The 22,692-nt window shown below is 71.8% G+C and carries 19 protein-coding genes, 1 other RNA gene and 1 pseudogene; 11 read left to right on the forward strand and 10 right to left on the reverse strand.

Going from position 1 to position 22,692, the window contains the following annotated elements; genetic code table 11:
- Positions 1 to 213 precede the first annotated feature (213 nt).
- Together M8J73_RS08765 and M8J73_RS08770 are read right to left on the reverse strand one after the other, a co-directional pair.
- The gene (locus M8J73_RS08765; RefSeq protein WP_055541673.1) at positions 214 to 1,209 is read right to left on the reverse strand and encodes an aldo/keto reductase; all 996 of its coding nucleotides are present in this window, start codon (positions 1,207 to 1,209) and stop codon (positions 214 to 216) included.
- A gap of 129 nt (positions 1,210 to 1,338) precedes the next feature.
- Positions 1,339 to 1,665, reverse strand: coding sequence for a nuclear transport factor 2-like protein (locus M8J73_RS08770; protein WP_055541674.1), 327 nt, complete (start codon positions 1,663 to 1,665; stop codon positions 1,339 to 1,341).
- 206 nt (positions 1,666 to 1,871) lie between these two features.
- Between M8J73_RS08770 and M8J73_RS08775 the strand changes: the two genes are divergently transcribed.
- From M8J73_RS08775 to M8J73_RS08800, 6 genes are all read left to right on the forward strand, one after another.
- On the forward strand, positions 1,872 to 2,417 hold the full coding sequence (locus tag M8J73_RS08775; protein WP_055541675.1) for a DoxX family membrane protein: 546 nt from the start codon (positions 1,872 to 1,874) through the stop codon (positions 2,415 to 2,417).
- 36 nt (positions 2,418 to 2,453) lie between these two features.
- Entirely contained in the window at positions 2,454 to 2,858 is a 405-nt protein-coding gene (locus M8J73_RS08780; protein ID WP_055543249.1) for a MazG-like family protein, read from the forward strand.
- Positions 2,851 to 3,384, forward strand: coding sequence for a hypothetical protein (locus M8J73_RS08785; RefSeq protein ID WP_055543248.1), 534 nt, complete (start codon positions 2,851 to 2,853; stop codon positions 3,382 to 3,384). The genes M8J73_RS08780 and M8J73_RS08785 overlap by 8 nt, the downstream gene beginning before the upstream one ends.
- Positions 3,385 to 3,549: 165 nt before the next feature.
- Positions 3,550 to 5,757 (forward strand): MMPL family transporter, encoded by a 2,208-nt coding sequence (locus M8J73_RS08790; RefSeq protein ID WP_055540166.1) that lies wholly within the window; start codon positions 3,550 to 3,552, stop codon positions 5,755 to 5,757.
- Between the two features lie 114 nt (positions 5,758 to 5,871).
- Complete coding sequence (locus M8J73_RS08795; protein WP_055540167.1) at positions 5,872 to 7,122, forward strand: sensor histidine kinase; 1,251 nt, start codon at positions 5,872 to 5,874, stop codon at positions 7,120 to 7,122.
- Positions 7,119 to 7,796 (forward strand): response regulator transcription factor, encoded by a 678-nt coding sequence (locus tag M8J73_RS08800; RefSeq protein ID WP_249828426.1) that lies wholly within the window; start codon positions 7,119 to 7,121, stop codon positions 7,794 to 7,796. The genes M8J73_RS08795 and M8J73_RS08800 overlap by 4 nt, the downstream gene beginning before the upstream one ends.
- An 87-nt stretch (positions 7,797 to 7,883) precedes the next feature.
- On the opposite strand, the gene M8J73_RS08805 is transcribed toward M8J73_RS08800, so the two are convergent.
- Together M8J73_RS08805 and M8J73_RS08810 are read right to left on the reverse strand one after the other, a co-directional pair.
- A complete protein-coding gene (locus M8J73_RS08805) occupies positions 7,884 to 9,332 on the reverse strand; it encodes a family 43 glycosylhydrolase (RefSeq protein ID WP_206187882.1) in 1,449 nt (482 codons plus the stop codon).
- Positions 9,333 to 9,488: 156 nt separating this feature from the next.
- Positions 9,489 to 11,000: a family 43 glycosylhydrolase gene (locus tag M8J73_RS08810; protein ID WP_055539711.1), complete on the reverse strand. Its 1,512-nt coding sequence runs from the start codon at positions 10,998 to 11,000 to the stop codon at positions 9,489 to 9,491.
- Between the two features lie 232 nt (positions 11,001 to 11,232).
- Here M8J73_RS08810 and M8J73_RS08815 point away from each other — a divergent pair, with 232 nt between their 5' ends.
- Positions 11,233 to 12,090 carry an LLM class F420-dependent oxidoreductase gene (locus M8J73_RS08815; protein ID WP_249828427.1) on the forward strand — a complete coding sequence of 286 codons (858 nt, stop codon included), beginning with the start codon at positions 11,233 to 11,235 and terminating at the stop codon, positions 12,088 to 12,090.
- Positions 12,091 to 12,120: 30 nt separating this feature from the next.
- Here the strand turns inward: M8J73_RS08815 and M8J73_RS08820 are convergent, their stop codons facing one another.
- Positions 12,121 to 12,645 carry a DUF6177 family protein gene (locus M8J73_RS08820; RefSeq protein WP_283946434.1) on the reverse strand — a complete coding sequence of 175 codons (525 nt, stop codon included), beginning with the start codon at positions 12,643 to 12,645 and terminating at the stop codon, positions 12,121 to 12,123.
- A 338-nt stretch (positions 12,646 to 12,983) separates the two neighbouring features.
- Here M8J73_RS08820 and M8J73_RS08825 point away from each other — a divergent pair, with 338 nt between their 5' ends.
- The gene (locus M8J73_RS08825) at positions 12,984 to 15,314 is read left to right on the forward strand and encodes a heavy metal translocating P-type ATPase (protein WP_107424108.1); all 2,331 of its coding nucleotides are present in this window, start codon (positions 12,984 to 12,986) and stop codon (positions 15,312 to 15,314) included.
- 124 nt (positions 15,315 to 15,438) lie between these two features.
- Here the strand turns inward: M8J73_RS08825 and M8J73_RS08830 are convergent, their stop codons facing one another.
- From M8J73_RS08830 to M8J73_RS08850, 4 genes and pseudogenes are all read right to left on the reverse strand, one after another.
- Positions 15,439 to 15,708, reverse strand: a complete 270-nt coding sequence (locus M8J73_RS08830) for a BON domain-containing protein (protein WP_055541962.1) — start codon at positions 15,706 to 15,708, stop codon at positions 15,439 to 15,441.
- An 89-nt stretch (positions 15,709 to 15,797) separates the two neighbouring features.
- An RNA gene (rnpB, locus tag M8J73_RS08835) (RNase P RNA component class A) lies at positions 15,798 to 16,217 on the reverse strand.
- Positions 16,218 to 16,392: 175 nt separating this feature from the next.
- A pseudogene (locus M8J73_RS45490) lies at positions 16,393 to 17,172 on the reverse strand (DMT family transporter); the annotation flags it as partial.
- A gap of 104 nt (positions 17,173 to 17,276) precedes the next feature.
- Positions 17,277 to 18,221: a helix-turn-helix domain-containing protein gene (locus M8J73_RS08850; RefSeq protein WP_240501670.1), complete on the reverse strand. Its 945-nt coding sequence runs from the start codon at positions 18,219 to 18,221 to the stop codon at positions 17,277 to 17,279.
- 383 nt (positions 18,222 to 18,604) lie between these two features.
- On the opposite strand from M8J73_RS08850, the gene M8J73_RS08855 reads away from it, so the two are divergent.
- The 3 genes from M8J73_RS08855 (at position 18,605) to M8J73_RS08865 (ending at position 21,173) form a co-directional block, all read left to right on the forward strand.
- Entirely contained in the window at positions 18,605 to 19,483 is an 879-nt protein-coding gene (locus M8J73_RS08855; RefSeq protein ID WP_055537969.1) for a DUF6924 domain-containing protein, read from the forward strand.
- Between the two features lie 125 nt (positions 19,484 to 19,608).
- On the forward strand, positions 19,609 to 20,448 hold the full coding sequence (locus M8J73_RS08860; RefSeq protein ID WP_055537970.1) for a MerR family transcriptional regulator: 840 nt from the start codon (positions 19,609 to 19,611) through the stop codon (positions 20,446 to 20,448).
- Between the two features lie 80 nt (positions 20,449 to 20,528).
- A complete protein-coding gene (locus tag M8J73_RS08865) occupies positions 20,529 to 21,173 on the forward strand; it encodes a hypothetical protein (RefSeq protein ID WP_055537972.1) in 645 nt (214 codons plus the stop codon).
- Here M8J73_RS08865 and M8J73_RS08870 read toward each other — a convergent pair.
- On the reverse strand, positions 21,124 to 22,668 hold the full coding sequence (locus M8J73_RS08870; RefSeq protein WP_249828428.1) for an RNB domain-containing ribonuclease: 1,545 nt from the start codon (positions 22,666 to 22,668) through the stop codon (positions 21,124 to 21,126). The two genes, M8J73_RS08865 and M8J73_RS08870, sit on opposite strands and share 50 nt — an antisense overlap.
- Positions 22,669 to 22,692: the final 24 nt, after the last annotated feature.

Here is a 22,692-nt window from a genome sequence, read left to right on the forward strand (position 1 = left end):
CCATTCGAGCACGTGGGAGTCATATGCTCATCACTCCTCCACCGGAGCTTCACATCTCGGCTTCACAGTTGGAGGAGACGGCTTCCATCACCACACCGAGGGGGGATGGGGCAGCCGTCCCGCGCTCCGGAAGGGGGCGGACCTCGCGTGGGACCGCGGGGTGTGCACCGGGGCACGGGACGGCTGCCCCGCCATACCGGCCCGGCGGGCGGTTCAGCGCCCCAGGACCCGGTCGACCTCGGCCAGCTGGTCCGGGGTGAGCGGCCCCTTCGCGAGGGCGCCGGCGTTCTCCTCGGCCTGGGCGACCGAGCGGAAGCCGGGGATGGGCACCGTGCGCGGGCTGCGGGCCCAGATCCAGGCGAGGGCGCCCTGCGCGAGCGTCCGGCCCTCACTGGTGAGGATCTCCCGCAGCGCCTCCACCCGGCCGAGCCACTCGGGGTCCGCCCCGCCGTCCGCGGTGAAGCCCGGCAGCCAGGCGGGCGGGGTGCTGCGGATGTCACCGGCCGCCAGGGCACGCCCCGGAGTGTGCTTGCCGGTGAGCAGACCCATCGCGAGGGGGCTGCGGTTGACGCTCGCCAGGTTGGACTCCTCGCACAGGGCGAGGAGTTCGGGGGCGTCCTGGAGGATGTTCAGCCGGTGCTGGACGGCCGCGCAGTGCGCGCCCTTCGCGAAGACGGCCGCCCGCTCGGGGTCGTCGGTGCTCCACGCGTACGCCCTGATCAGGCCCTCGCGGACGAACTCCTCGCACATGTCGCGGAGTTCGGCCGCCCGCTCGGGGTCGGCGTCGGACAGGTGGAGCTGGTACAGGTCGACGTGGTCCGTGCCGAGGCGGTCGAGGGAGGCCGTGAGGGCGTGGCGGGCGTGGGCCGGGGTGTCGTCCTGGCCGGTGAGGGTGCGGGTGCGCTCGTCGAAGACGTTGCCCCACTTGGTGGCCACGACGACGTCCGCGCGGCGCCGGCCGAGAGCGCGGCCGAGGACGCGTTCGCTGTGGCCGGCCCCGTACACGTCGGCCGTGTCGAAGAAGGTGACGCCGAGGTCGAGGGCACGCTGCACGGCCCGTACGGACTCCTCGTCGTCGACCCTCCCCCAGCCGAGCGGCTGCCCGTCGGCGGACTGCCACTCGCCACCGATGGCCCAGCAGCCGAAGCCGAGTGCGCTGACCTGGATGCCGCTGCGGCCGAGCGGCCTCGTGTACGTGTTGGTCTCCATGACCGAGGACGGTAGGAGTTGGAGCGCACGCGAAGGCAAGCCGTCGCGGGGGAAATCCCTTGCGGACCTTGCGGACCTTCCGCACCTTGCGGAGAAGGAGTCGCGTAAGCCGGGCGTGCGGATGCGGCGTCAGGCCTGGCCGGTCTCGAAGTGGGAGATCCTGCCGTCGTCCGAGACCGTGAAACGCCAGGCGGTGCGCATCTCGCCCCACGTGTCGTTGCGGTAGTTGGCGACCAGGGAGCGGCCGCCGTCGGACTCGCGCTGGACCTCCATGTGGCCGTGGGAGGAGAAGATCTCCCGGTCGGTCCAGTCCGCGAGGTCCCGGTCGGAGCCGTCGTCCGACATGGTCGCGTCGTCGGCGAGGAGGGCCATGAAGGCGTCGCGGTCCTGCGCGTTCACGGCGTTGACGAAGGCGCGGACGGTCGGGTCACTGAGTCTGGCGGGTGCGATCGGCATGCCGGTCAGCCTCACACCGCCGGTACGCGCCCGCCACCGGAGGCGCGCGGCGGAGTGACCGCGGTCGGACCGGCGACGGCGACGGCGCGTTCCGACCCCGCCACTCGAACGGCCGCGCGGGGTGTCCCGAAGCGTGTCATCGGTGCGACGGTGGATACGCGGGAGGGGAAACCATCCGATCGCCACCGTCCGTTCCGGGAGTCATCGTGACCACATTCGACCGACGCGATCTGGGCCTGCTGCTCCTCCGCCTGGGCACGGGCGGCGTCCTCGCCGCGCACGGCACACAGAAGCTGTTCGGCTGGTTCGGCGGGCACGGCATCGAGGGGACCGGCGCCTTCATGGAGTCGGTGGGGTACGCGCCGGGCAAGGCCAGCGCCACCGCGGCCGGGCTGGCCGAGACGGGCGGCGGCACCCTGCTCGCCCTCGGTCTCGCGACCCCCGCCGCCGGTGCCGCCGCGGCCGGCGCCATGGCGGGCGCCGCCGCCGTCCACACCCCCAACGGCTTCTTCAACGCGAACGGCGGCTACGAGTACGCAGCGACCCTGGGCCTGGCCGCCGCGGGACTCGCGATCACCGGTCCCGGCAGGCTCTCCCTCGACCACGCGTTCCACCACGTCGTCGACAGGGGTTGGATGGTGCCGTCGGCGCTCGCCTTCACGGCCGCCACCACGGCGCTGGTGATCGGCGCCCGGATCAAGCGGGTGCGGCGGCAGAAGGAGGGCGAGCAGGAGCCGTTGTTCGAGGAGTGACCTCCCCGCTCGGTACGGGCGTGACAAGCTGCGCCCATGAGCGAGCGGAGCGACGCCCCCGGCGACCCCCGGCAGCCCAGCCACGCCCCCGACGACCCCACGCAGTCCAGCCACGCCCCCGGCGACCCCTGGCGGTCCGTGGAGCTGCTGTACTCCTGGCTGGACTCGAACCGTGCGCACGACGGCCGTGAGCTGTTGCTGCTGCGGCTGCTGAAGCTCCAGGAGGAGGTCGGCGAGGTCGCCGAGGCGGTGATCGGTGTCACCGGGTCCAACCCGCGCAAGGGCACCACCCACACCTGGGACGACGTGCGGGCCGAGCTGTGCGACGTGATCATCACGGCGATGGTGGCGCTGCGCACCCTCGCCCCGGACGCCCGCGCGGTCCTCGCCGCCCATCTGGCCGGGGTCGCGGAACGCTCCCTGGGCGCCCGCCGTGGCTGACGACGCGTTCTGGATCGCCGCCCTGACGGCCGGTACCGCCGTGGTCGCGAGCTGGGTGACCAGCCGGGGCACGGCACGGGCCGCCCGCATCCAGGCGGACACCACGACGGGCGCCCAGCGGGTGGAGCGGCTCAGGGAGGCGCGGCGGGCGGCGTACGCGGACTTCATCGAGCAGGCGCAGCGGCTGAGCGACGTGCACTGGAAGGTGTCGGACGTCGTCCGCGCCGCCGACGGAGGGCTCGGGCCCCGGCAGGTGGAGGAGCTGCGGGCGCTGCGGGACCGGCAGCGGGAGGAGTACGCGGCGCTGCGGCACCGTACGTGGATCGTGTCGCTGGAGGGCCCGGACGAGGTCGCCGAGCTCGCCAACGCCGTACGGCGCTCGACGAGCCCGTTCCACAAGGCGATGGAGGCGATGATCGAGGGCGACGCGGACGCGGTCGCCCGTTTCGACGCCTGCTACCGGCCGTTCTGGCAGGCCCTGAAGGACTTCATCAAGGCGTCGCGCGACACCCTGCACGCCATGTGAGAGGGGCGCGGGTTCCACGCGGTCATACCGGGGGGTGATCCGGCGGCCGGGTCGTACTGCGATTCGAGTACCCGGGATTGTCGGCAGGCGCACGACGACCCGGAGGGCCTCGGAACGGGAGTCTGTGCGGGTATCCCAGACATCTGACGTGGAGACCTGCGCCCCATGGCAACCTTCCTCTATCGGCTGGGCCGGCTGGCCTTCCGTAAACGCTGGTACGTCACCCTCGTGTGGGTGGCGGTCCTCGGTGCCGTCGGTGTCGGCGCCGTCAAGGCCCCCGGAGCCTCCGACGAGGAGTTCTCCATGCCGGGCATCGAGTCCCAGAAGGCGTTCGACCTGCTGGAGGAGCGCTTCCCCGGCATGACCGCCGACGGCGCCACCGCCCGGGTCGTGTTCGTCGCGCCGGGCGGCGAGAAGGTCACCGCCGCCGGGAACAAGAAGGCGATCGAGGAGACCGTGGCCGACCTGGCCGACGGCTCCCAGGTCGCGAGCGCCGTCGACCCGTTCCGGGCGCGGGCCGTCAGCCAGGACGGCACGACGGCGTACGCGACCGTCACCTACAAGGTCGGCGCCAACGAACTCTCCGACGCCGGCAGGACCCACCTGGAGAACGCCCTCCACCGGGCCCAGGACGCCGGGCTGACCGTCGAGGCGGGCGGCGACGCGGTCTCCGAGCAGGGCGGCGCGGGCGGTGCGGCCGAGGTGATCGGCGTCGCCATCGCCGCCGTCGTCCTGCTGGTGACGTTCGGCTCGCTCGCCGCGGCCGGGCTGCCGCTGCTGACCGCGCTGGTCGGCGTCGGCGTCAGCATGGCCACCATCCTCACCCTGTCCGACGCGCTCGGCCTGTCCACCACCACCGGCACCCTCGCGATGATGCTGGGCCTCGCGGTCGGCATCGACTACGCCCTGTTCGTCGTCTCCCGCTACCGCGAGGAACGCGCCAAGGGCCGTACGCCCGAGGAGGCGACCGCCCTCGCCACCGGCACCGCCGGATCGGCGGTCGTGTTCGCCGGGCTCACCGTCGTCATCGCGCTGGCCGGGCTGTCCGTGGTCGGCATCCCGATGCTGACGAAGATGGGGCTGGCCGCCGCCGGGGCGGTCGTCGTCGGCGTGCTGATCGCGCTGACCCTGGTCCCGGCCGTCCTCGGGTTCTGGCCGAACGCGGTGCTGGCCCGCAAGGCCCGCAAGAGCGGTCGGCCGGCGGAGAGCGGCGACAACGGCGGCACCCGCTGGTCCCGGTTCGTGCTGCGCCGGCCCGTGCCCGTCCTCCTCCTCGGCGTCATAGGTCTCGGCGCGCTCGCCGTACCGATGACCGACCTCCAGCTGGGCATGCCCGGCGACGAGGCCAAGCCGACCTCCACCACCGAGCGCCGCGCCTACGACGCGCTCGCCGAGGGCTTCGGGCCCGGCTTCAACGGGCCGCTCACGGTCGTCGTCGACGCCCGGGGCGCCGAGGACGCCAAGAGCGCCGCCGAGACCGTCGCGAAGGACATCGGCGCCACCGAGGGCATCGTGTCCGTCTCCCCCGCGCGCTTCAACGAGGCCGGCGACACCGCCGTCTTCTCCGCCGTCCCCGCCACCGCGCCGACCGACGAGAAGACCAAGGACCTGGTGACGGTCATCCGCGACGAGCGTCCCGGCATCGAGTCGAGGACGGGCGCGACCTACGAGGTCACCGGCACCACCGCCCTGAACATCGACATCTCCGACAAGGTGCAGTCGGCGCTGGTCCCCTATCTGCTGGTCGTGGTCGGCCTCGCCGTCCTGCTGCTGCTCGTCGTCTTCCGCTCGCTGCTCGTCCCGGTGAAGGCCGCCCTCGGCTTCCTGCTGTCGGTGCTCGCCTCCCTCGGCGTGGTCGTCCTGGTCTTCCAGCAGGGCCACGGCGCGGAGCTGCTGGGCGTGGAGCAGACCGGCCCGATCATGAGCCTGATGCCGATCTTCCTGGTGGGCATCGTCTTCGGTCTCGCCATGGACTACGAGGTGTTCCTCGTCTCCCGCATGCGGGAGGCGTACGTCCACGGCGACCGGCCCGACGAGGCGATCACCAGCGGGTTCCGGCACAGCGCCCGGGTGGTCGTGGCGGCCGCCCTGATCATGATCGCGGTGTTCGCCGGGTTCATCGGCGAGAGCGAGTCCATGATCAAGATGATCGGCTTCGGACTGGCCTCGGCGGTCCTGTTCGACGCGTTCGTCGTACGGATGGCGATCGTGCCTGCCGTGCTCGCGCTGCTCGGTGACAAGGCCTGGTGGCTGCCGAAGTGGCTGGACCGCGCGCTGCCCCGCGTCGACGTGGAGGGCGAGGCGCTCAGCCGCCGCCCCGAGGTGGAGCCCGGCCCGGCGGAGCCCGCCGAACCCGCGGCGGCCCGCGTCTGACCCACCCCGCACCCCCCGGCGGGGCCGTCCGCGGCGAAGACCACGGACGGCCCCCGGGGCGTGCGCGCCCGACGTCGACCACCATGGTTCCCAGTCCCACCGACCGGAGTCCCGATGAGCATCAGCCTGGACCGGCGCTACGCCGACCGCCTGGAGGAGTTCTCCGAGAGCCATCCCTTCCTCATCGATCTGACGATGGCCGCGATGCTGATGGCGTGCGCGACCCTCGGCAGCGCCCTCACCCTGCCCGGCGCCGACCCGCCGGACCAGGACAACGTCGGCGTCGCCCTCATGGGCCTCTCCTGCCTCGCCCTGCTCAAGCACCGCGCCCACCCCCGCACCGTGCTGGTCATCACGGCACTGTGCACGATCGTCGCGGTCTCCCTCGGCTATCTGGTCACCCCCCTGCTGCTGGCACCGGTCATGGGGGGCCTGTACTGGCTGTCCACCCAGACCGACCGGAACACCACCCGCGTCTACGGCCTCACCGCCATCGGGGCGACGACGCTCGCGGCGGTGTTCGCCGACTCCATGGACCACCTCTCCCTGCTGATCAGGACGATCGGCCCTGTCTTCTGGCTGCTGCTGCCCCTCGCCGCGGGCAAGGCCACCCAGGTGCGGCGCGCCTATCTGAAGTCGGTTCAGGCCCGCGCCGAGCACGCCGAACGCACCCGTGAGGAGGAGGCCCGCCTCCGGGTCGCCGAGGAACGCATGCGCATCGCCCGTGATCTGCACGACGTGGTCGCCCACCATCTGGCCCTCGCCAACGCCCAGGCGGGCACCGCCGCGCACCTCACCCGCGTCGACCCCGAGCAGGCCCACCGGATCCTCACCGACCTGACCGCCACCACGTCGTCGGCCTTGCGGGAGTTGAAGGCCACTGTCGGTGTGCTGCGCCAGCCCGACGACCCGGAGGCGCCCCTCGCCCCCGCCCCCGGCCTGCACCAGTTGCCCGACCTGGTCGCCGCGTGCGAGTCCGCGGGCCTCACGGTCACCATGACGACGGAGGGCCCGCCGGGGCCGCTCGACCCGGGCGTGGACCTGACCGCGTACCGGATCGTGCAGGAGGCCCTCACCAACGTCAGCAAGCACGCCGACGCGGACGCGGCCCGGATCCGCCTCGCCTACCGGGAGTCGCACCTGACGATCACGGTCACCGACGACGGCGACGGCACGGCAGCCCCCGCCAGTGTGTTCGACAACTGCCGCGGGTTCGGTCTCGTCGGCATGCGCGAGCGCGCCCAGTCGGTCGGCGGTGCCCTGAGCGCCGGCCACCGGCCCGAGGGCGGCTTCGAGGTCACCACCGATCTTCCGCTGCGACCCCGCCCCCGCACCCTCCAGTTCGAAGGCGGACCGACCTCATGACCATTCGTGTGCTGCTCGCCGACGACCAGGCGCTGCTGCGGGCCACCTTCCGTATCCTCATCGACTCCTGCCCGGACCTGGAGGTCGTCGGCGAGGCCGCCGACGGCCGGGAGGCGGTCGATCTCGTCCGCGTCCACCGCCCCGACGTGGTCCTCATGGACATCCGGATGCCCGGCACCGACGGGCTCACCGCCACGGCCGTGATCTGCGCCGACGAGGACCTGTCCGACACCCGCGTACTGATCCTCACGACCTTCGAGATCGACGAGTACGTGGCGCAGGCGCTGCGGGCCGGCGCGAGCGGCTTCCTCGGCAAGGACGTCACCGCGGACGCCCTCCTCGACGGTATCCGCACGGTCGCCGCCGGGGACTCCCTGCTCTCCCCCACCGCCACCCGCACGCTGATCACCCGTTTCCTCACCACCCCCGCCCCCGGCACCCCGCTGACCGCGCCCGAGCAGCTCGCCACGCTCACCTCCCGGGAACGCGAGGTGATGTCCCTGGCGGCGGAGGGCCTGTCCAACGACGAGATCGCCGAGAAGCTCTACGTCAGCCCGCTGACCGTGCGCACGCATATCCACCGCGCGATGACGAAACTCGGCGCCCGCGACCGGGCGCAACTGGTGGTGATGGCGTACCAGTCGGGCCTGGTGCAGGTGGTACCACCGGAATGACAGCAATGAGCGGTGCACCGCGCCCCACGGGGACACGGTGCACCGCATGCGGAAGCCCGCTGGTGGAGGCCCGCTCGTCGAGGCCGGCTACTCCTTGTAGAAGGTGGCGTCCTGCTGGTCGAGGGTCGTGCTGACCGGCTGGGTGTAGAGCAGGTTGTTGTAGTGCCGGATGTAGCGGCCGGGGAAGTTGTACGACTCGTACGACACCCCGGCCGCGCTGTCGGCGAGACCGGCCCGCTGGTGGAAGGAGGCGTCGGCGTCGAACAGGGCCGTGCCGTCGTCCTTCTCCACCCACAGCTCGTTGTTCTTGTGGCGGAGGTAGTAGCCGGGGAAGTTCGCCGACTCCAGGGAGACCGTGCCGCTGCCCGTCAGACCGGTGACGATCCGGAACTGCGAGTCGGCGAGGTTGGTGACGTTGCCCTCCAGCTTCGCGCGGTACTCCCAGTGCCGGATGAACTTGTCCGGGTAGTTGTACGAGGAGAGGCGGACCGGGGTCGCGCCGTCGGCTACGGGGATGCCGAAGTTGGGTGTGCCGTCTGCGTTCCAGTACAGCTTCTGGTAGCGGGTGCGGCGGTTGGGGTCGTTGAGCGGGTCGCCGCTGATGTCCTTGTAGTCGCGGTCGTGGTAGACGAGGATGTCCGACTTGCCGTCCTCGGAAACCGTGAAGGTGTTGTGGCCGGGCCCGTACTGGCCGGTCCTGTCGTTGCTCCTGAAGACCGGTGTGGACGTCTTCGCCCAGGACGCCGGGTTCATCAGGTCGGCGGTGGCGTCGGCGGTGAGCAGGCCGAGGCAGTAGTTGGCGTCGGTGGCGCTGGCCGAGTAGGCCATGAAGACCTTGCCGTTCTTCTGCAGGACGGCCGGGCCCTCGTTGACCCGGTGGCCGACGGTCTCCCACGAGTACTCGGGCTTGGAGATCATCACCGGGCTGCCGCTGATGGTCCAGGGGTTGGCCATCTTCGCCAGGTACAGGTTGGTGCCGCTGCCGACCGCCGGGTCGTTCTGCGCCCAGCTGAGGTAGCGGGTCCCGTTGTGGGTGAAGGTGGTGGCGTCCAGCGAGAAGGTGTCCAGGGGCAGGCTGATGCGGCCCTTCTCGGTCCAGGTGCCGGTGAGCGGGTTGGCGGAGCTGGACTCCAGGACGTACGGGCGGATCTTCCAGATGTCGTCGGAGGCACCGGCCGCGAAGTACACGTACCACTTGCCGTCGATGAAGTGGATCTCCGGGGCCCAGATGTGGGCGCCCATGTCACCGCTGGCGTGCTTGGTCCAGATGGTCGTCTCCGGGGCCGTGGCAAGGCCCTGGAGGGTGGTGGCCCGGCGCATGACGATCTTGTCGTACGCGGGGACGGTGGCGGTGAAGTAGTAGTAGCCGTCGGTGTGCTTGAAGATGTGCGGGTCGGCGCGCTGGAGCGCGATCGGGTTGGTGAACGTCACGGCGGGCGACGCGGGCGCGGCGGCCTGGGCGGGGGTGGTCACGCCGGTGAGCACGGCGAGCGCCGCTGCCGCGGCCACCATGGCCCGTCTGACGAGTCGTCTCATGTTGTGCGGCCCTTCGGGTTTCGGATGTGCGGGGTGGAGCGGACCGGCGGACGGCATCGGCGTCGGCTCGGCGTCGGCGTCGGCGTTCATGGAGGCCGGAGCAGTCCGCCGGTCAGGCGGCCATGTGACTTGGCAGCCATGTGGTGGTCGGGCGGGTCAGGCGGTCGTGGGGACGAGCCGCCACTGCTGGCAGTTGTTGTTGAGCCAGGACCACTGGCGTACGTCGGTGCCGTTGGCTGTGCCGCAGTCGGCGGCGTCCATGACCTTGCCGGTGGAGGCGTTGACGATGCGGACGTAGTCGCCGCCGAGGTAGACCATGCGGAACTTCTGGCAGTTGTTGTTCAGCCAGGACCACTGGCGGATGTCGGTGCCGTCCGCGGCGGCGCACTCGGCGACGTCGGCGACCTTGCCGGTGGCGACGTTCACGAGGCGGCTGGTGTCGTCGGCGCGGTCCTCGATACGCCACTTCTGGTTGGCGCCGCCGTTGCAGGTCCACTGGAGGATGTTGGTCCCGTCGGCCGTGTTGCCGCCGCTGACGTCCAGGCACTTGCCGCTGTTGCGGTTGACGATGGTGTACGCGTTCGGGGTCGTCGCCGTCTCACCGGAGGGGCCGGCGAGGGTGGTGCCGAGGGCGACGGGCGTGCCGAAGTTGGGGGTACCGTCCGCGTTCCAGGTGAACTTCTGCGCGCGGGTCGTCCGACCGTTGTCGCAGCCGTCACCGGCCGCGTCGTTGGCGTGGTAGACGATCCAGTTCTCGGTGCCGTCGGGCGAGGTGAAGAACCCGTTGTGGCCGGGCGCGTAGACACCGTTGGCGTCGGCGCGCTGGAACACGGGGGTCTGCTTCTTGGTCCAGGAGGAGGCGAGCAGCGGGTCGGAACCCGTCAGCTCCAACTGCCCGAGCTTGTAGTCGGGGCCCCAGCAGGCGCTGGCGGAGTAGATGAGGAAGGTGCGCCCGTTGCGGTAGAGCGGCTCGGGCCCTTCGTTGACCTCACCGCTCTGCGTCTCCCAGCCGAGCGTCGGGCTGGAGATGACGGTGAAGGTGGAACTGGCCAGCGTGTACGGGTTGCTGAGCGGCGCGATGACGAGGCTCTGCTTGCCGCCGCCGACGAAGCCGCTGCCCACCAGGTACAGCTTGCCGTCGTGCTTGAGCACGCTGGCATCGATGAGCCAGCCGCCCGGGGTGGTGTTGGCGCCGGTGAGGGTGTTCTTGTAGGTGTACGGCCCCATCGGGTCGGACCCCGCGCTCTCCAGCACATGGGTGCGCTGGCTGTCGCAGCAGGCGGTGCCGCGGGGCCCGGCGGAGTAGTAGAGGTACCACTTGCCGTCGAAGAAGTGGATCTCCGGGGCCCACATGTTCCAGTTGCGGGTGGAGGTGCTGTCCGACCACACCTGGACGCTGGGCGCGGTGCTCAGCCCGGCGAGCGTGGGCGACTTCCGCATGGTCAGCTCACCGGTGAACGAGGTCGTCACCAGGTAGTAGTTGCCGTTGTAGTACTCCAGCCAGGGGTCGGCGCCCTTCTGCGACTTGACCGGGTTGGTGAACGGTTTGCCGTCGGCCGCGGCGGCGGAGCCGGCGGGCTGGACGGCAAGGAGCGACGCGAGGAGGGCCACCAGAGCGGCCCCCCAGGTCACCCAGTGGCGTAGGTGGCGTACGCGTGTGCGGACCACGGCAAGTCCCTTCCGGGAGCGGCTCAGCAGGGGGGATGTTCAGGGATCTTCGAGTGTTCGACATTGCGAACGCTGTGCGTAACTTCGGCCAGAAGGTAAGCGTGGGGCAGGAGGGGCGTCAATGGATCGGACACGACTTTCGTGGCGGATGCGTGCGGATGCGTCCCAGGAACCCGATGGGGCGGCCGGCTTCGGCGGAATACACGGCCCCGGCGGCCCAGTTGGTGACGGCATGGGGATTCAGCACACAGGACGACACGGCATCTGGAGCATGGGCCTACGAGCGGAGGACCCCGCGCGGCGGGGTGAACTGGCGGAGGCGGCGGTCGAGTTGGAGGAACTCGGCTTCGGCGCGATCTGGCTGGGCGGCAGTTCGGCCGTACGCCACGCCGTCCCGCTGATCGAGGCGACCACCCGACTCACGGTCGCCACCGGCATCCAGAGCATCTGGCAGTACGAGGCCGGCGACACGGCCGCGGAGTACGCCGCCCTGGAGACCGCCCACCCCGGCCGCTTCCTGCTCGGCCTCGGCGTCAGCCACGCCAAGCTCGCCGACCAGTACCGGCGCCCGTACTCGGCGATGGTCGCCTACCTGGACGCGCTGGACGCGGCGGGCGTCCCCGCGGAGCGCCGCGTCCTCGCCGCCCTCGGCCCGAGGATGCTCCGCCTCTCCCGCGACCGGGCGGCGGGCTCACACCCGTACCTGGTGACGCCGGAGCACACGGCTCAGGCGCGCGAGGCGTTGGGCGAGGGGCGGCTCCTGGCCCCCGAACTGAAGGTGATCCTGGAGACCGACCCGACCCGCGCCCGCGCCACGGCCCGCGCCCACCTCTCCTTCTACCTGGGCCTGCCCAACTACACGAACACGTTCCTCCGCCTCGGCTTCACCGAGGACGACCTCACGGACGGTGGCAGCGACCGCCTGATCGACGCGGTGTACGCCTGGGGCGACGAGAACCGCATCCGGTCGCGAGTGGACGAGTTCCACGCGGCGGGGGCGGACCATGTGGCGTTGCAGGTGATCGACGAAGGGCCGGGGGACGCGCTGCCGAGGGAGGGGTGGCGGCGGCTGGCGGCGCTGCTGGGCTGACCGCAGGGGCGGGGCCGGGTCGAGCGATGCCTACCCAACCGGGCTGTAAGGAGGCGCAGCTCGGCAGTGACACGGTTCGGGCGCTGCGTTCCCTACCGAACGAGAAGGACCCGGTGATACCGCTCCGGGAACAGCCCCGAGATGGGTAGTGACGTGCTGGAACGCGTTCCACGCCACTGCGTTGGTTCCGTCGCCGAAGGGGTAGTGCCGGGCCGGGGACGTGAGTGCACCCAGGAGTTGGGGGCGTAGGGCGAGGGGTGGGCGACGGGCGTGGGTGAGGCCGATGGCGTTGACGTCCCGGCTGCCGAGGGTGAAGGACACAGGGACAGGTGGGGCCTCCAGACGCGGGGTCAGGGTCAGGTCCCCGCGAGCCGCTCGGAGCATCGTGAGCATCGACACCAGGCCATGCTCGTCGACCAGCGCGGCCGCAAGGGATTCGATGGCGTCCAGGGGGACGTCCGCAGAGGACGTGTATCCGAGGGTGAGCGTGATCTCCTGGGCGACGCCGGCCTTCGTACGCGTTGTGCGAAGGCCGGCGATGGACGGGTTTCTCAGGGACTTTCAGCCTTGTCCGAGGGACTTCCGAGGGACTTTCCGCCGCCTGACACGGCAGGCCCCGAAAGATCGGCAAGGTCCTCCGACGCGGGTCAGAGGCCCTTTCCGAGGCAAAGCCGCAGGCGGCGGCAGACGAGTCGGGCTGTACGCCGGGTATTCCTGATCACAAGTGTGATCGGGGCGACCAGCGGCAGGGCGAGGCCCATGCGCCTTTCCCGTGCCCATCCGCCCGGCCCAAGAGCAGGGCCGGACGTCCCCTTCCGCAGGGCCCGGGTGCCGCGGTGGGATGGAAGAAGACCGATCCGGCGGTCACCGTGCCGGATCTTCCGAGGTGTGCCATGAACCACTCCGCTCTCGCAGCGCGACTGCACCGCCTGACCTCCACAGGAGTGTCCCGACGGCTGGAACCGGTCCTCTTGGTCGTCACGGCGGCCGCCCTCGCCGGCGGCGGCATCGCCTGGCTCGTGGACGCCCCAAACGTCGCTGACCTGCTCTGGGCTCTGGCTACCGTGGCCGCCGTGGTCCCCGCGGTGTGGTGGGTGCTGGCCGCGTTGCGGCGCGGACAGGCGGGCGTGGACCTGATCGCCGTACTCGCACTCGGCGGGACCCTTGCCGTGGGTGAGTACCTGGCCGGTGCCCTGATCGCGCTGATGCTCGCCACCGGGCGCACCCTGGAAGCCGCTGCCCAGCGGCGCGCCTCCCACGACCTGCGGGCCCTGCTCGAACACGCGCCGCGCTCGGCGCACCGGCGTACCGACTCGGGCGTGGTAACAGTGCCGCTGGAACAGGTCGCCGTCGGGGACCTGCTCGTCGTCCGTCCCGGTGAAGTCGTTCCCGTCGACGGTCGCGTGGACGGCGCCGCAGCCGTCCTCGACGAGTCGGTGCTCACCGGTGAGCCCGTCCAGGTCGAGCGGCTCCTGGGCGAAGGAGTGCGCAGCGGCGTGGTCAACGCCGGGGGCGCCTTCGAACTGCGCGCCACCGCCACCGAGCGGGACAGCACCTACGCCGGAATCGTGCGGCTGGCCCAGCAGGCCGGGGCCGAGTCCGCGCCTGTCGTGCGGCTGGCCGACCGCTACGCCGCCTGGTTCCTTCCTCTGTCCCTCGTCATCGCGGGACTGGCCTGGCTGATCAGCGGTTCCGCCGTACGGGCGGTCGCCGTCCTGGTCGTCGCCACGCCCTGTCCGCTGCTGCTGGCCGCCCCGGTCGCGATCGTCTCCGGTCTCTCCCGCGCCTCCCGCCTCGGCGTGGTCGTCCGCGACGGCGGCGCACTGGAGAACCTGGGCCGCGCCCGCACCCTCCTGCTCGACAAGACCGGCACCCTCACCCGAGGCCGCCCACGCGTCCTCGACGTCACCGCCGCCCCCAATCTGAAGCCCGCGGAAGTCCTGCGTCTGGCGGCCTCACTCGATCAGTACTCGCCCCACGTCCTGGCCCAGGCCATCGTCGACACCGCCAGAGAACGCGGACTGGAACTGACAGCCCCGACGGACGTCACGGAAGAACCCGGCCGAGGCGCCGCCGGCACTGTGGGCGGACACCGCGTGTCCGTCGGGCGCCTGGACCCCGACCAGGCACGGCCCGCCTGGGCCGGGGCGGTCGACAACCGTGCCCTCCTTGACGGCGCGGCCGTCGCCTGGCTCACCCTCGACGGGGAGCCGGCCGGTGCTGTCCTGCTGCGCGACCCCCTGCGCCACGACGCGCCGCGCACCCTGCGCCACCTGCGCGCGGCTGGCATCGAGCGGCTGCTGATGCTCACCGGCGACCGCGCCGCACCGGCCCACGAAGTCGCCGCCGTCCTCGGCCTCGACGACGTACGCGCCGAACTCGGCCCGGCCGACAAGGTCGCCGCCGTGCGCGCCGAACGTGAGCACGCCGTCACCGTGATGGTCGGCGACGGTGTCAACGACGCCCCCGCCCTGGCCGCCGCCGACATCGGTGTCGCCATGGGCGCGCGCGGCTCCACCGCCTCCTCCGAGGCCGCCGACATCGTCCTGACCACCGACCGGGTCGACCACCTCGCCGACGCCGTCACCATCGCCCAGCGCGCCCGCCGCATCGCCGTCCAGAGTGCCCTCGGCGGCATGGTGATGTCGCTGGCCGCCATGGCCGCGGCCGCGGTCGGCCTGCTCCCGCCCGCCGTCGGCGCGCTGCTCCAAGAGGGCATAGACGTCGCCGTCATCCTCAACGCCCTGCGCGCCCTACGCGTCGACCAGGGGGCACGCCCCGCCGTCACCCCCGCCGCCGAAGCCCTCATCCACCGCTTCGCCGACGAACACCACGACCTTCAGGACGTCCTTGACGCCGTACGCGACGCAGCCGACCGCCTCTCCGGCACCCCCGGGCCCACAGCCCTCACCGCCGTGGAGGAGACCCACCGCCTGCTCGTCGAACGGCTGCTGCCCCACGAGTACGCCGAGGAACACGAGCTCTATCCCGCAATCGCCCCCACCCTCGGCGGCCCCGAGGCCACCGCCACCATGAGCCGCGCCCACACCGAGATCGAACGCCTCTCACGGCGCATCGCCACCCACCTCGAACTGGCCCGCGCCGACGGCGGCCTGGCCCCCGAACAACTCGACGACCTGCGCTCCTGCCTTTACGGCCTCAACACCGTCCTGCGGCTGCACTTCACCCAGGAGGAGGAGAACTATTTCTCCCTCGCCCCCTGAGAGTGACCCACGAAGGATCCGGCGTCTGCCACGACGGACCGTCGGACGGGCGGACGGACGGGCGGACGGGCGAACGGGCGGGCGGGCGGACGGACGGGCGAACGGGCGAACGGACGCCGTCGGCTCACACCGCCACGATGGCGTCGACGACCTCGACCACGTCGTCGATGTCCCGTACCGGCGCGAGCAGTTCGAGGATGAGGTCCTTCTCCAGCCGCCCCGTCAATGTCACCACGCCGTTCTTCACGGCCACGTCGACGGCACGTGTATCCACCAGATGCTGCCCGACGAGGGACTCGACTTCGGCCTGGATCTCGGTGTCGTCGCGGATCAGGGCGCGCAGCAGGTCCTGTCGGCTGACCACGCCGACGAGCCGGCCGTGAAGGTCGGTCACGGGGAGCCGCGCAGATTCGCCCCGGATTCGACCCCGAGGTTTTGTTCATCCGGTAAACAATACCTCTGACCTGCGGAACTACGGGGCGGCAGACGAGTCGGGCTGTACGCCGGGTTCTGTCACCCGGTCGCCTCGCGGCGGCCGGGGAGACGGCCATCCATCTAGGGCCGGTGTTGCCACCGGCCTCGTGCGGTCTACCCGCGGACTCGGGCGGGCAGCCCTCGATCGTCCGCGCAGGAGCCCTTGCCTAACCCTGGTAGGTACTCCCTCTTGACCTTGCTTCGGGTGGGGTTTACCTAGCTGCCCAGGTCACCCTGGGCACTGGTGGTCTCTTACACCACCGTTTCACCCTTACCGAGGACCGAGGTCCCCGGCGGTCTGCTTTCTGTGGCACTGTCCCGCGGGTCACCCCGGGTGGCCGTTAGCCACCACCCTGCCCTGTGAAGCCCGGACGTTCCTCGGGAAGCCCCCTAGGAGGGGGGACTCCACGCGGCCGTCCGCCCGGCTCGTCTGCCGTGTCGACCATGTTACCGGGCGGCTGGAGCGCCTCGGTCCCGCCGGCTTCGGCTGCGACGGCAGCCGTGCGGTCCGCTTCCGCCTCGGACCGGACCCCGGCCCCGCCGTCGCCAGGAACGAGCCCGCCAGGATCAGGGCGAACGCCACCAGCACCGTCCCCGTCAGACGCTCGTCCAGGAACAGCGCGCCCGCCGCCACCGCCACCGCCGGGTTGACGTACGTGAAGACCGTCGCCCTCGTCGGGCCGACCTCGCGGATCAGTTCCAGGAAGACGACGAACGCGAGCGCCGTGCAGATCACTCCCAGGCCCGCCAGGGAGGCCAGGACCGAGGGTGAGGGCATGGCCGTCGGCCAGGTCAGGGCCGCCGCCGGGGCGTAGACGATCGCCGACAGGAGCAGCACCGGGGCGATCAGTTGCAGCGTCGGGACCTGCTTCAGGTGGCGGGCCATGATCAGCGGTGCCGTCGCGTAGCCGATCACCGTGACCGCCACCTCCGCCAGCGAGCGGGCGTCGCCCCCGGCCAGGTGCGGGACCGTGAGGACCCCTACTCCGGCCAGGCCCAGGATCAGTCCCGTCAGCCGCCGCGCGCCCAGGTGTTCCGTGTCGCCGAAGAAGCGGGTCAGGAGCACGGCCACGATCGGTACGCCCGCGATCAGCAGGCCGGCCGTGGAGCTGGAGAGGTGGCGTTCCGCGTCGGTCAGGGTCCACCAGGGGCCGATCACCTCGATCACCGCGAAGGCCAGCATGGGGCGCCAGTGGGTCCGTACGGTCGCGGCCAGTCCGCCCTGGCGGATCGCGAAGGGGAGCAGGAGTGCCGCGCCCAGGGCGCAGCGGACGAACACCACCATCGACGGGGACACGCCGTCCACCGCCACTTTGATCATCAGGTAGGGGATGCCCCAGAGGACTCCCATCAGCGAGAAGAGGAACCAGCCGCGTGCAGTCATGGGATCAGTGTCCGGCTGGTGGGAGGTCGGGGTCTTGAACGTTGTTGCGGAGGGGTGGCGCGAAGAGCCGCCCCTCCGGGCTTACTCGGGCTGCCTCCTCGGGCTTACTGCCGTACGCCCGTCCGGTACGCCGCCGGGGTCACCCCCAGGACCCGTCCGAACCAGCGCGTCATGTGGGCCTGGTCGGCGAAGCCCACCTGACCGGCGACCTCCGCCGGGCGTCCCCCCAGTTCGAGGAGGGCGCGGGCCCGGCTCACCCGGTACTGGGCCAGCCAGGCGTACGGGGGCATGCCCATCGTCGTGCGGAAGGCACGCAGCAGCTGGTAGCGGGAGAGGCCCAGGTCGGCGGCCAGGTCGGCGAGGGACGGCGGGGCCTGGAGTTCGTCGGCCAGGCGGTCGCGTACGGCGAGGGCGATGGTGCCGGCGCCGGGGACCGTGTCGGAGGTGGGGCGGGCCGTGGAGTGGCGGCGGGCCAGAGCCGTGAGCAACCAGGGGACGCGGGACTCCGCCTCCAGCGGGTCGGGGCAGGTGCTCAGCTCGGTGTGGGCGGTGCGCAGGGCTGCGGCGAGTTCGGGGTCGTGCAGGAGGGGCTCCCGGAAATGCGGGGTACCGCCGACGATGCCGTCGGTGAGGAGGGTGGGGGCCGGGTAGAGGGCGCGGTAGGCGTAGGTGCCGTACGCCGATTCGCCGGTGTGGACCTCCCCGGGGGCCAGCACGACGATCGCGCCCTCCCCCACGGTGAGGGCGCCGCCCCGGTAGTCGATGCACGAGGCACCGAGGACGCAGATGCCCACGCTGAACTCCTCGTGGGTGTGCGGGGCGTAGCGGTGGCGGTCGAAGCGGGCGGTCAGCAGGTCGAGGGGGCGGTCGGGACGGCCGAGGGTCGCCCGTGTCCACCGGGTTTGTGGGGTCTGGGGGGTCTGTGGGGCCCGCCGTGGCTGCCGCTGCGTCTGCTGTTCCTGCTGCGTGTGCTGCTGTGGCTGCTGCGTCTGCCGCGTCCGCTGTGTCCGCTGCGCCTGTGCCTCTGCCTGTTGTTCTCTGCCGCCCACGTCCCGCGCCCCCTTCGACGGTCGTTTCCGACGGTGCAACGCGCGAGTGGCTCGATTCCCTTCCCCGCCGGCCGCGGTGGGCGGTGGCACAACCCCGTCACCAGCCCCCGCCCCCAGGCCGCGTCACCAAGCGGTTCCGTTGTCGCGATCCTCGCCGCCCCCTCCTGGCCGGAACCGGACCCGTCCTGCGGGGCAGCGCCCCAACGGCCGATAGCAGCAGGGAAGTTGACGCCCATAGCGTGCTTGTCTCACGGAGGGCAGCCGCGGGGCGGTGTCGTCCTTCCCCGTCGAGGTCCGGTAACGCACGCGACTCGCCTTCCACCGTGCCCGTCTACTCTTCCGAGACGGAACCGGCGGGCACAGAAGCACGATGGAGGTTCTCCATGCGGCGTTCCACCTGGCCGCTCCTCGACGGTCGCACCCGGCCGCTCCAGTTGAAGGAGTGGGGGGACCTGGCCGTCATGGACCCCGAAGCCGGCAGGCCGCCGCGCGGACGCGGGTTCCTGGCCGCCGAGAAGGACTGGCTGCACATCGACGCCGGGAGCGCCCTGGAGAACCCCATCGTCACCCTCTACGCCGGTCAGGACCCGGGCGCGGAGGACGGCTGGGACGAGGTCGAGGAGATCACCGTGGTCTCCACGACCGGCTTCCTCGCCCTGTGCGACAGCGGGTACGAGCCCCTGCGCAAGGAGAATCTCGCCACCGCGGGAGCCGGCCCCTATCTGGTCCGCGTCCACGCCGACGACCGCTCGGTGGACGACAAGCGGCCCCGCTTCCTGATCCAGGTCATCCCCGTTGTCCGTACGGGCGCCGAGCCCGAGCCGCCCTCCGACATGATCGAGGAGGCCGCCGGGCCGCTCCTGGTGCGGACGTCCTTCGAGCGGCCGGAGCAGTGGGCACGCCTGCTCCAGGCCGTCGAAGAGGGCCCGGAGCGCCATGAGCCGATCGAGTCGATCACCATCGTCGACAACCGCGCCTACTCAGGCTTCACCCCGGAGCAGATCCTGGCGCGGATCGGCCGCGACGGCGAGGACTGGCCGGACAGCACGCTCGTCCTCGTCGCCGACGAGCGGGCACTGGGCTCCGCGGAGTTGCCCTTGCTGGCCGTGAGCAACGTGCCCGACGAGGACGACGCCCCGTTCAGGATCGCCCTCGCGGCCGCCGGTTCCTTCGTCGACAACATGGAGCTGGCGAACACCGACTTCGCCGAGTGGGCCGCCGGTGTCGAGGCGGACGGCGCCTACCGAGAAGAGCACTACTGACAGCTCGCCGGACCAGGCTTCACGAGGCACCCCTCGGGCCAGAGCAGAACATTCCGGCATCGCTGCCGCGGGGCTCCCCCGATGTCGCTTGACCCTGCCGCAACGTCAACGTTTCTACTGGTCCCATGCGGATCGGAGAGCTGGCCGCGACCGTCGGAGTGACCACTCGGGCGGTGCGGCACTATCACCACCTGGGGCTGCTGCCGGAGCCGGAGCGGCGGGCGAACGGGTATCGGGACTACACCCTGCGGCACGCGGTCGTGCTCGCGCGGATCCGGCGGCTGACGGAGCTGGGGCTCGGGCTCGCCGAGGTACGTGACGTGCTGGCCGACGACGCCGGGCGCGAGCTCGTCGAGGTGCTCGGCGAGCTGGACGAGGACCTCGCGCGGCAGGAGTCGGCGATCAGGGAGCGGCGCGTCCGGCTGCGGGTCCTGAGGGAGGACGCCCGGCGTGGGCGACTGCCCGCCGAGGGACCCGTCTCACCCGAACTCGCCGCCCTCTTCGGGAAGTTCGGGACCGTGCCGCCCGAATCCCCCATGGCCGCCAAGGACCGGGAGGTGTTCGCACTCCTGGAGACGACCGCACCCCCGCAGGCCCGGGCCGAACTGCTGGCCGGGCTCGAGGCCATGATGGCGGCGCCCGGCGCGGTGGAGCGGGCGCACGAGGCGTACGCGCTGCTCGACGACCTCGCCGACGCCGGCCTCGACGACCCTCGTGTCGACAAGGCCGCCCGGCTCCTCGCCGACCTCATCCCCGCCGAGCTCATTCCGGCCGACCTCGACCTCGACCTCGGGCTCGGGCTCGGCAAGGGCTCCGGCATCGGCACCGGCACCGGCACCGGCCGCCCCGACGCACGCGGCGGCGGCAACAGCGCCTTTCTGCGGGCATTCTTCGCCGACTTCGCTCCAGCCCAGGCGGAGGCCATCCGCCGCACGTTCCGGATACTCATGGAGGACCGCCGATGAACCCACCGAGGACGCCAAGGACACCGGGGACGCAGGGGACGCCGGGGACACCGAGGGCGCGGAAGAGGCCTGCCGTATTGATCGGTGGTGCCCACCGGATCGGCCGTGCCCTCATCCGGCATGAACTCCTGCTGCTGGCCAGCCTGTTCCGCTGGATGGTCCGGCGGCCTCACGGGGTCGGCGAGGGGCGGGCCTTCGGGTACGCGCGCGGTCAGGGCGCGATGATGCTCGGCTTCGGGTTCGTGTGCGTCGTCGAGACGGTCACCCTGTCCGTACTCCTGGACGACCACCCGCTGGCGCACCGGGTCCTCCTCGCCCTCGACCTCTACACGATCCTGATCGTCGCCGGACTGCACGCCGCCTCGGTCACCCGCCCCCACGTCCTCACCGACACCACCCTGCGGCTGCGCCGCTTCGCCTCCGTGGACCTCCTCGTCCCGCTCACGACCGTCTCCTCGGTGCGCCGCGAGCTGTGCCTGACACACGAGAAGAAGGACGGTGAGCTGAGTCTGGAGGCCGGTTCGCAGACCACCGTCACCCTCGAACTCGCCGACGATGCACGGTACTTGACGTTCTTCGGGCGCCCCAGGGCGGTCCGGCTCGTACGGTTCCACGCGGACGACGCCGATCGGCTCGTGGGCGAGATCGACCGACTCCGGCGAGCCCAGGGGGACTTCACGCCGGTACGAAGCGAACCTTCGCCACTCCCGGCTCGGCCTGTGTGAGCCGTACGCGCAGCCGTTCCCCCAGCGGGAGCGGTTCGCCGTCCCGGCCGTCGACGCGACCGATGACCGCCGGGGACTCCAACTGGACGGTGCCCCTGGCCGGTTCGCCCTTCCCGGTCCGCTCCTCCTCGACGTCCACCACGTAGCCGTCGAAGACCTCGCCGACCCTGTCCCTGAGCAGCGCGGCCTCCACGAGGTCCACGCACTCGCGCTCCACGCGACCCGCCAGGCGGCTGCCGCCGGCCATCTCGTCCGGGAGGGTGTCGAGGGCTGCGAGGACCCACTCGGGGACCGGGGTGCCGGCGACCGCGGCGAGGCAGAGTTCCGCGGTGTAGCGGTCGACGAGACGGCGGAGCGGGGCCGTGCAGTGGGCGTAGGGCGCGGCGACGGCGGAGTGTGTGGTGATGTCGGGGAGGGCGCCGTCGCGGAAGACCGTGTAGTGGGCGCCGCGCAGCAGGGTCGTGCACTCCTGGAGGAACGCGGCGTGGCGGGGTTCGTGCGGGTCGAGGGCGCGGACCAGGCCCGCGTACGAGACGTGGTGCGGCCAGTCGATGCGCAGCGCCGTCGCGGTCCGGCGGAGTCGGCCGACGGCGCCGTCCGGCGCGGGGGGCAGCGTGCGCAGGATCCCGGTGCCGCCGCCGAGCATCAGCTCCGCGGCGGCCATACCGGTGAGCAGGGAGATCTGGGCGTTCCAGGCATCGGCGGGGAGGGGCGCCCGGTAGGCGATTTCGAGTGCGTACGCCCCCGGCGCTTCATGGCCGCCGATGTCGTCCTCCGCGTACGTCCCCTGGGCTCCATGGCCGCCGATGTCGTCCCGTTCGACGATCTCCTGTTCGGGGACGTGGAGGGAGATGCCGCCGCGTTCCACTTCGAGGCGCTCCCGGAGGTGTCCGATCTCCTTGAGAAGGGCGAGGGGTTCCTCGGCGGTGCCCGCGTCGATCTCCTTCTGCACGGACGCGTAGTCGAGCTTGGCGCGGCTGCGGACGAGGGCTCGGCGCACGTCGACGCGCTCGGTACGGCCGTCCGCGTCGAGGTCCAGCGTCCACAGCACCGCCGGGCGGGTGTGGTCCGGGAGCAGACTGGCGGCGCCCTCGGAGAGGCACGCGGGGTGGAGGGGGACCTTGCCGTCGGGGAAGTACAGGGTCGTCACCCGGCGGTGGGCCTCCGCGTCGAGCGCTGTGCCGGGGGTGACGAACGCGGCGACATCGGCGATGGCGTACCGGACCCGGTAGCCCCGGCCGCCGGCCGCGCCCGTGCGGCGGGACAGGTGCATCGCCTGGTCGAGGTCGGTGGAGGCGGGCGGGTCGATGGTGAAGAGGGGGATGTCCGTGGCGTCGTACGACGGGAGCCGGGGCGACTTCGCGGCGTGCTCCGCCTCGACGAGGACCTGGAGGGGGAAGGCGTCGGGCACGCCGAGTTCACCGCGGAGCGCGCGCAGGGCAGCCCGCAGGGGGGCCTCGGGGGCGCCCAGGACGCGGAGGTGGCGGCGGGGCATGCGTCGAGCCTAGGTCGGGGCGGG

Source organism: Streptomyces neyagawaensis, assembly GCF_023516595.1.
Lineage (GTDB): Bacteria > Actinomycetota > Actinomycetes > Streptomycetales > Streptomycetaceae > Streptomyces > Streptomyces neyagawaensis.

Excerpts from the sequence above, each read along its gene's own strand:
- M8J73_RS08765 (WP_055541673.1), bottom strand. The coding sequence starts at position 1,209 with ATGGAGACCAACACGTACACGAGGCCGCTCGGCCGCAGCGGCATCCAG.
- M8J73_RS08770 (WP_055541674.1), bottom strand. The coding sequence starts at position 1,665 with ATGCCGATCGCACCCGCCAGACTCAGTGACCCGACCGTCCGCGCCTTC.
- M8J73_RS08780 (WP_055543249.1), top strand. The coding sequence starts at position 2,454 with ATGAGCGAGCGGAGCGACGCCCCCGGCGACCCCCGGCAGCCCAGCCAC.
- M8J73_RS08790 (WP_055540166.1), top strand. The coding sequence starts at position 3,550 with ATGGCAACCTTCCTCTATCGGCTGGGCCGGCTGGCCTTCCGTAAACGC.
- M8J73_RS08795 (WP_055540167.1), top strand. The coding sequence starts at position 5,872 with ATGAGCATCAGCCTGGACCGGCGCTACGCCGACCGCCTGGAGGAGTTC.
- M8J73_RS08800 (WP_249828426.1), top strand. The coding sequence starts at position 7,119 with ATGACCATTCGTGTGCTGCTCGCCGACGACCAGGCGCTGCTGCGGGCC.
- M8J73_RS08805 (WP_206187882.1), bottom strand. The coding sequence starts at position 9,332 with ATGAGACGACTCGTCAGACGGGCCATGGTGGCCGCGGCAGCGGCGCTC.
- M8J73_RS08815 (WP_249828427.1), top strand. The coding sequence starts at position 11,233 with ATGGGGATTCAGCACACAGGACGACACGGCATCTGGAGCATGGGCCTA.
- M8J73_RS08825 (WP_107424108.1), top strand. The coding sequence starts at position 12,984 with ATGAACCACTCCGCTCTCGCAGCGCGACTGCACCGCCTGACCTCCACA.
- M8J73_RS08855 (WP_055537969.1), top strand. The coding sequence starts at position 18,605 with ATGCGGCGTTCCACCTGGCCGCTCCTCGACGGTCGCACCCGGCCGCTC.
- M8J73_RS08860 (WP_055537970.1), top strand. The coding sequence starts at position 19,609 with ATGCGGATCGGAGAGCTGGCCGCGACCGTCGGAGTGACCACTCGGGCG.
- M8J73_RS08870 (WP_249828428.1), bottom strand. The coding sequence starts at position 22,668 with ATGCCCCGCCGCCACCTCCGCGTCCTGGGCGCCCCCGAGGCCCCCCTG.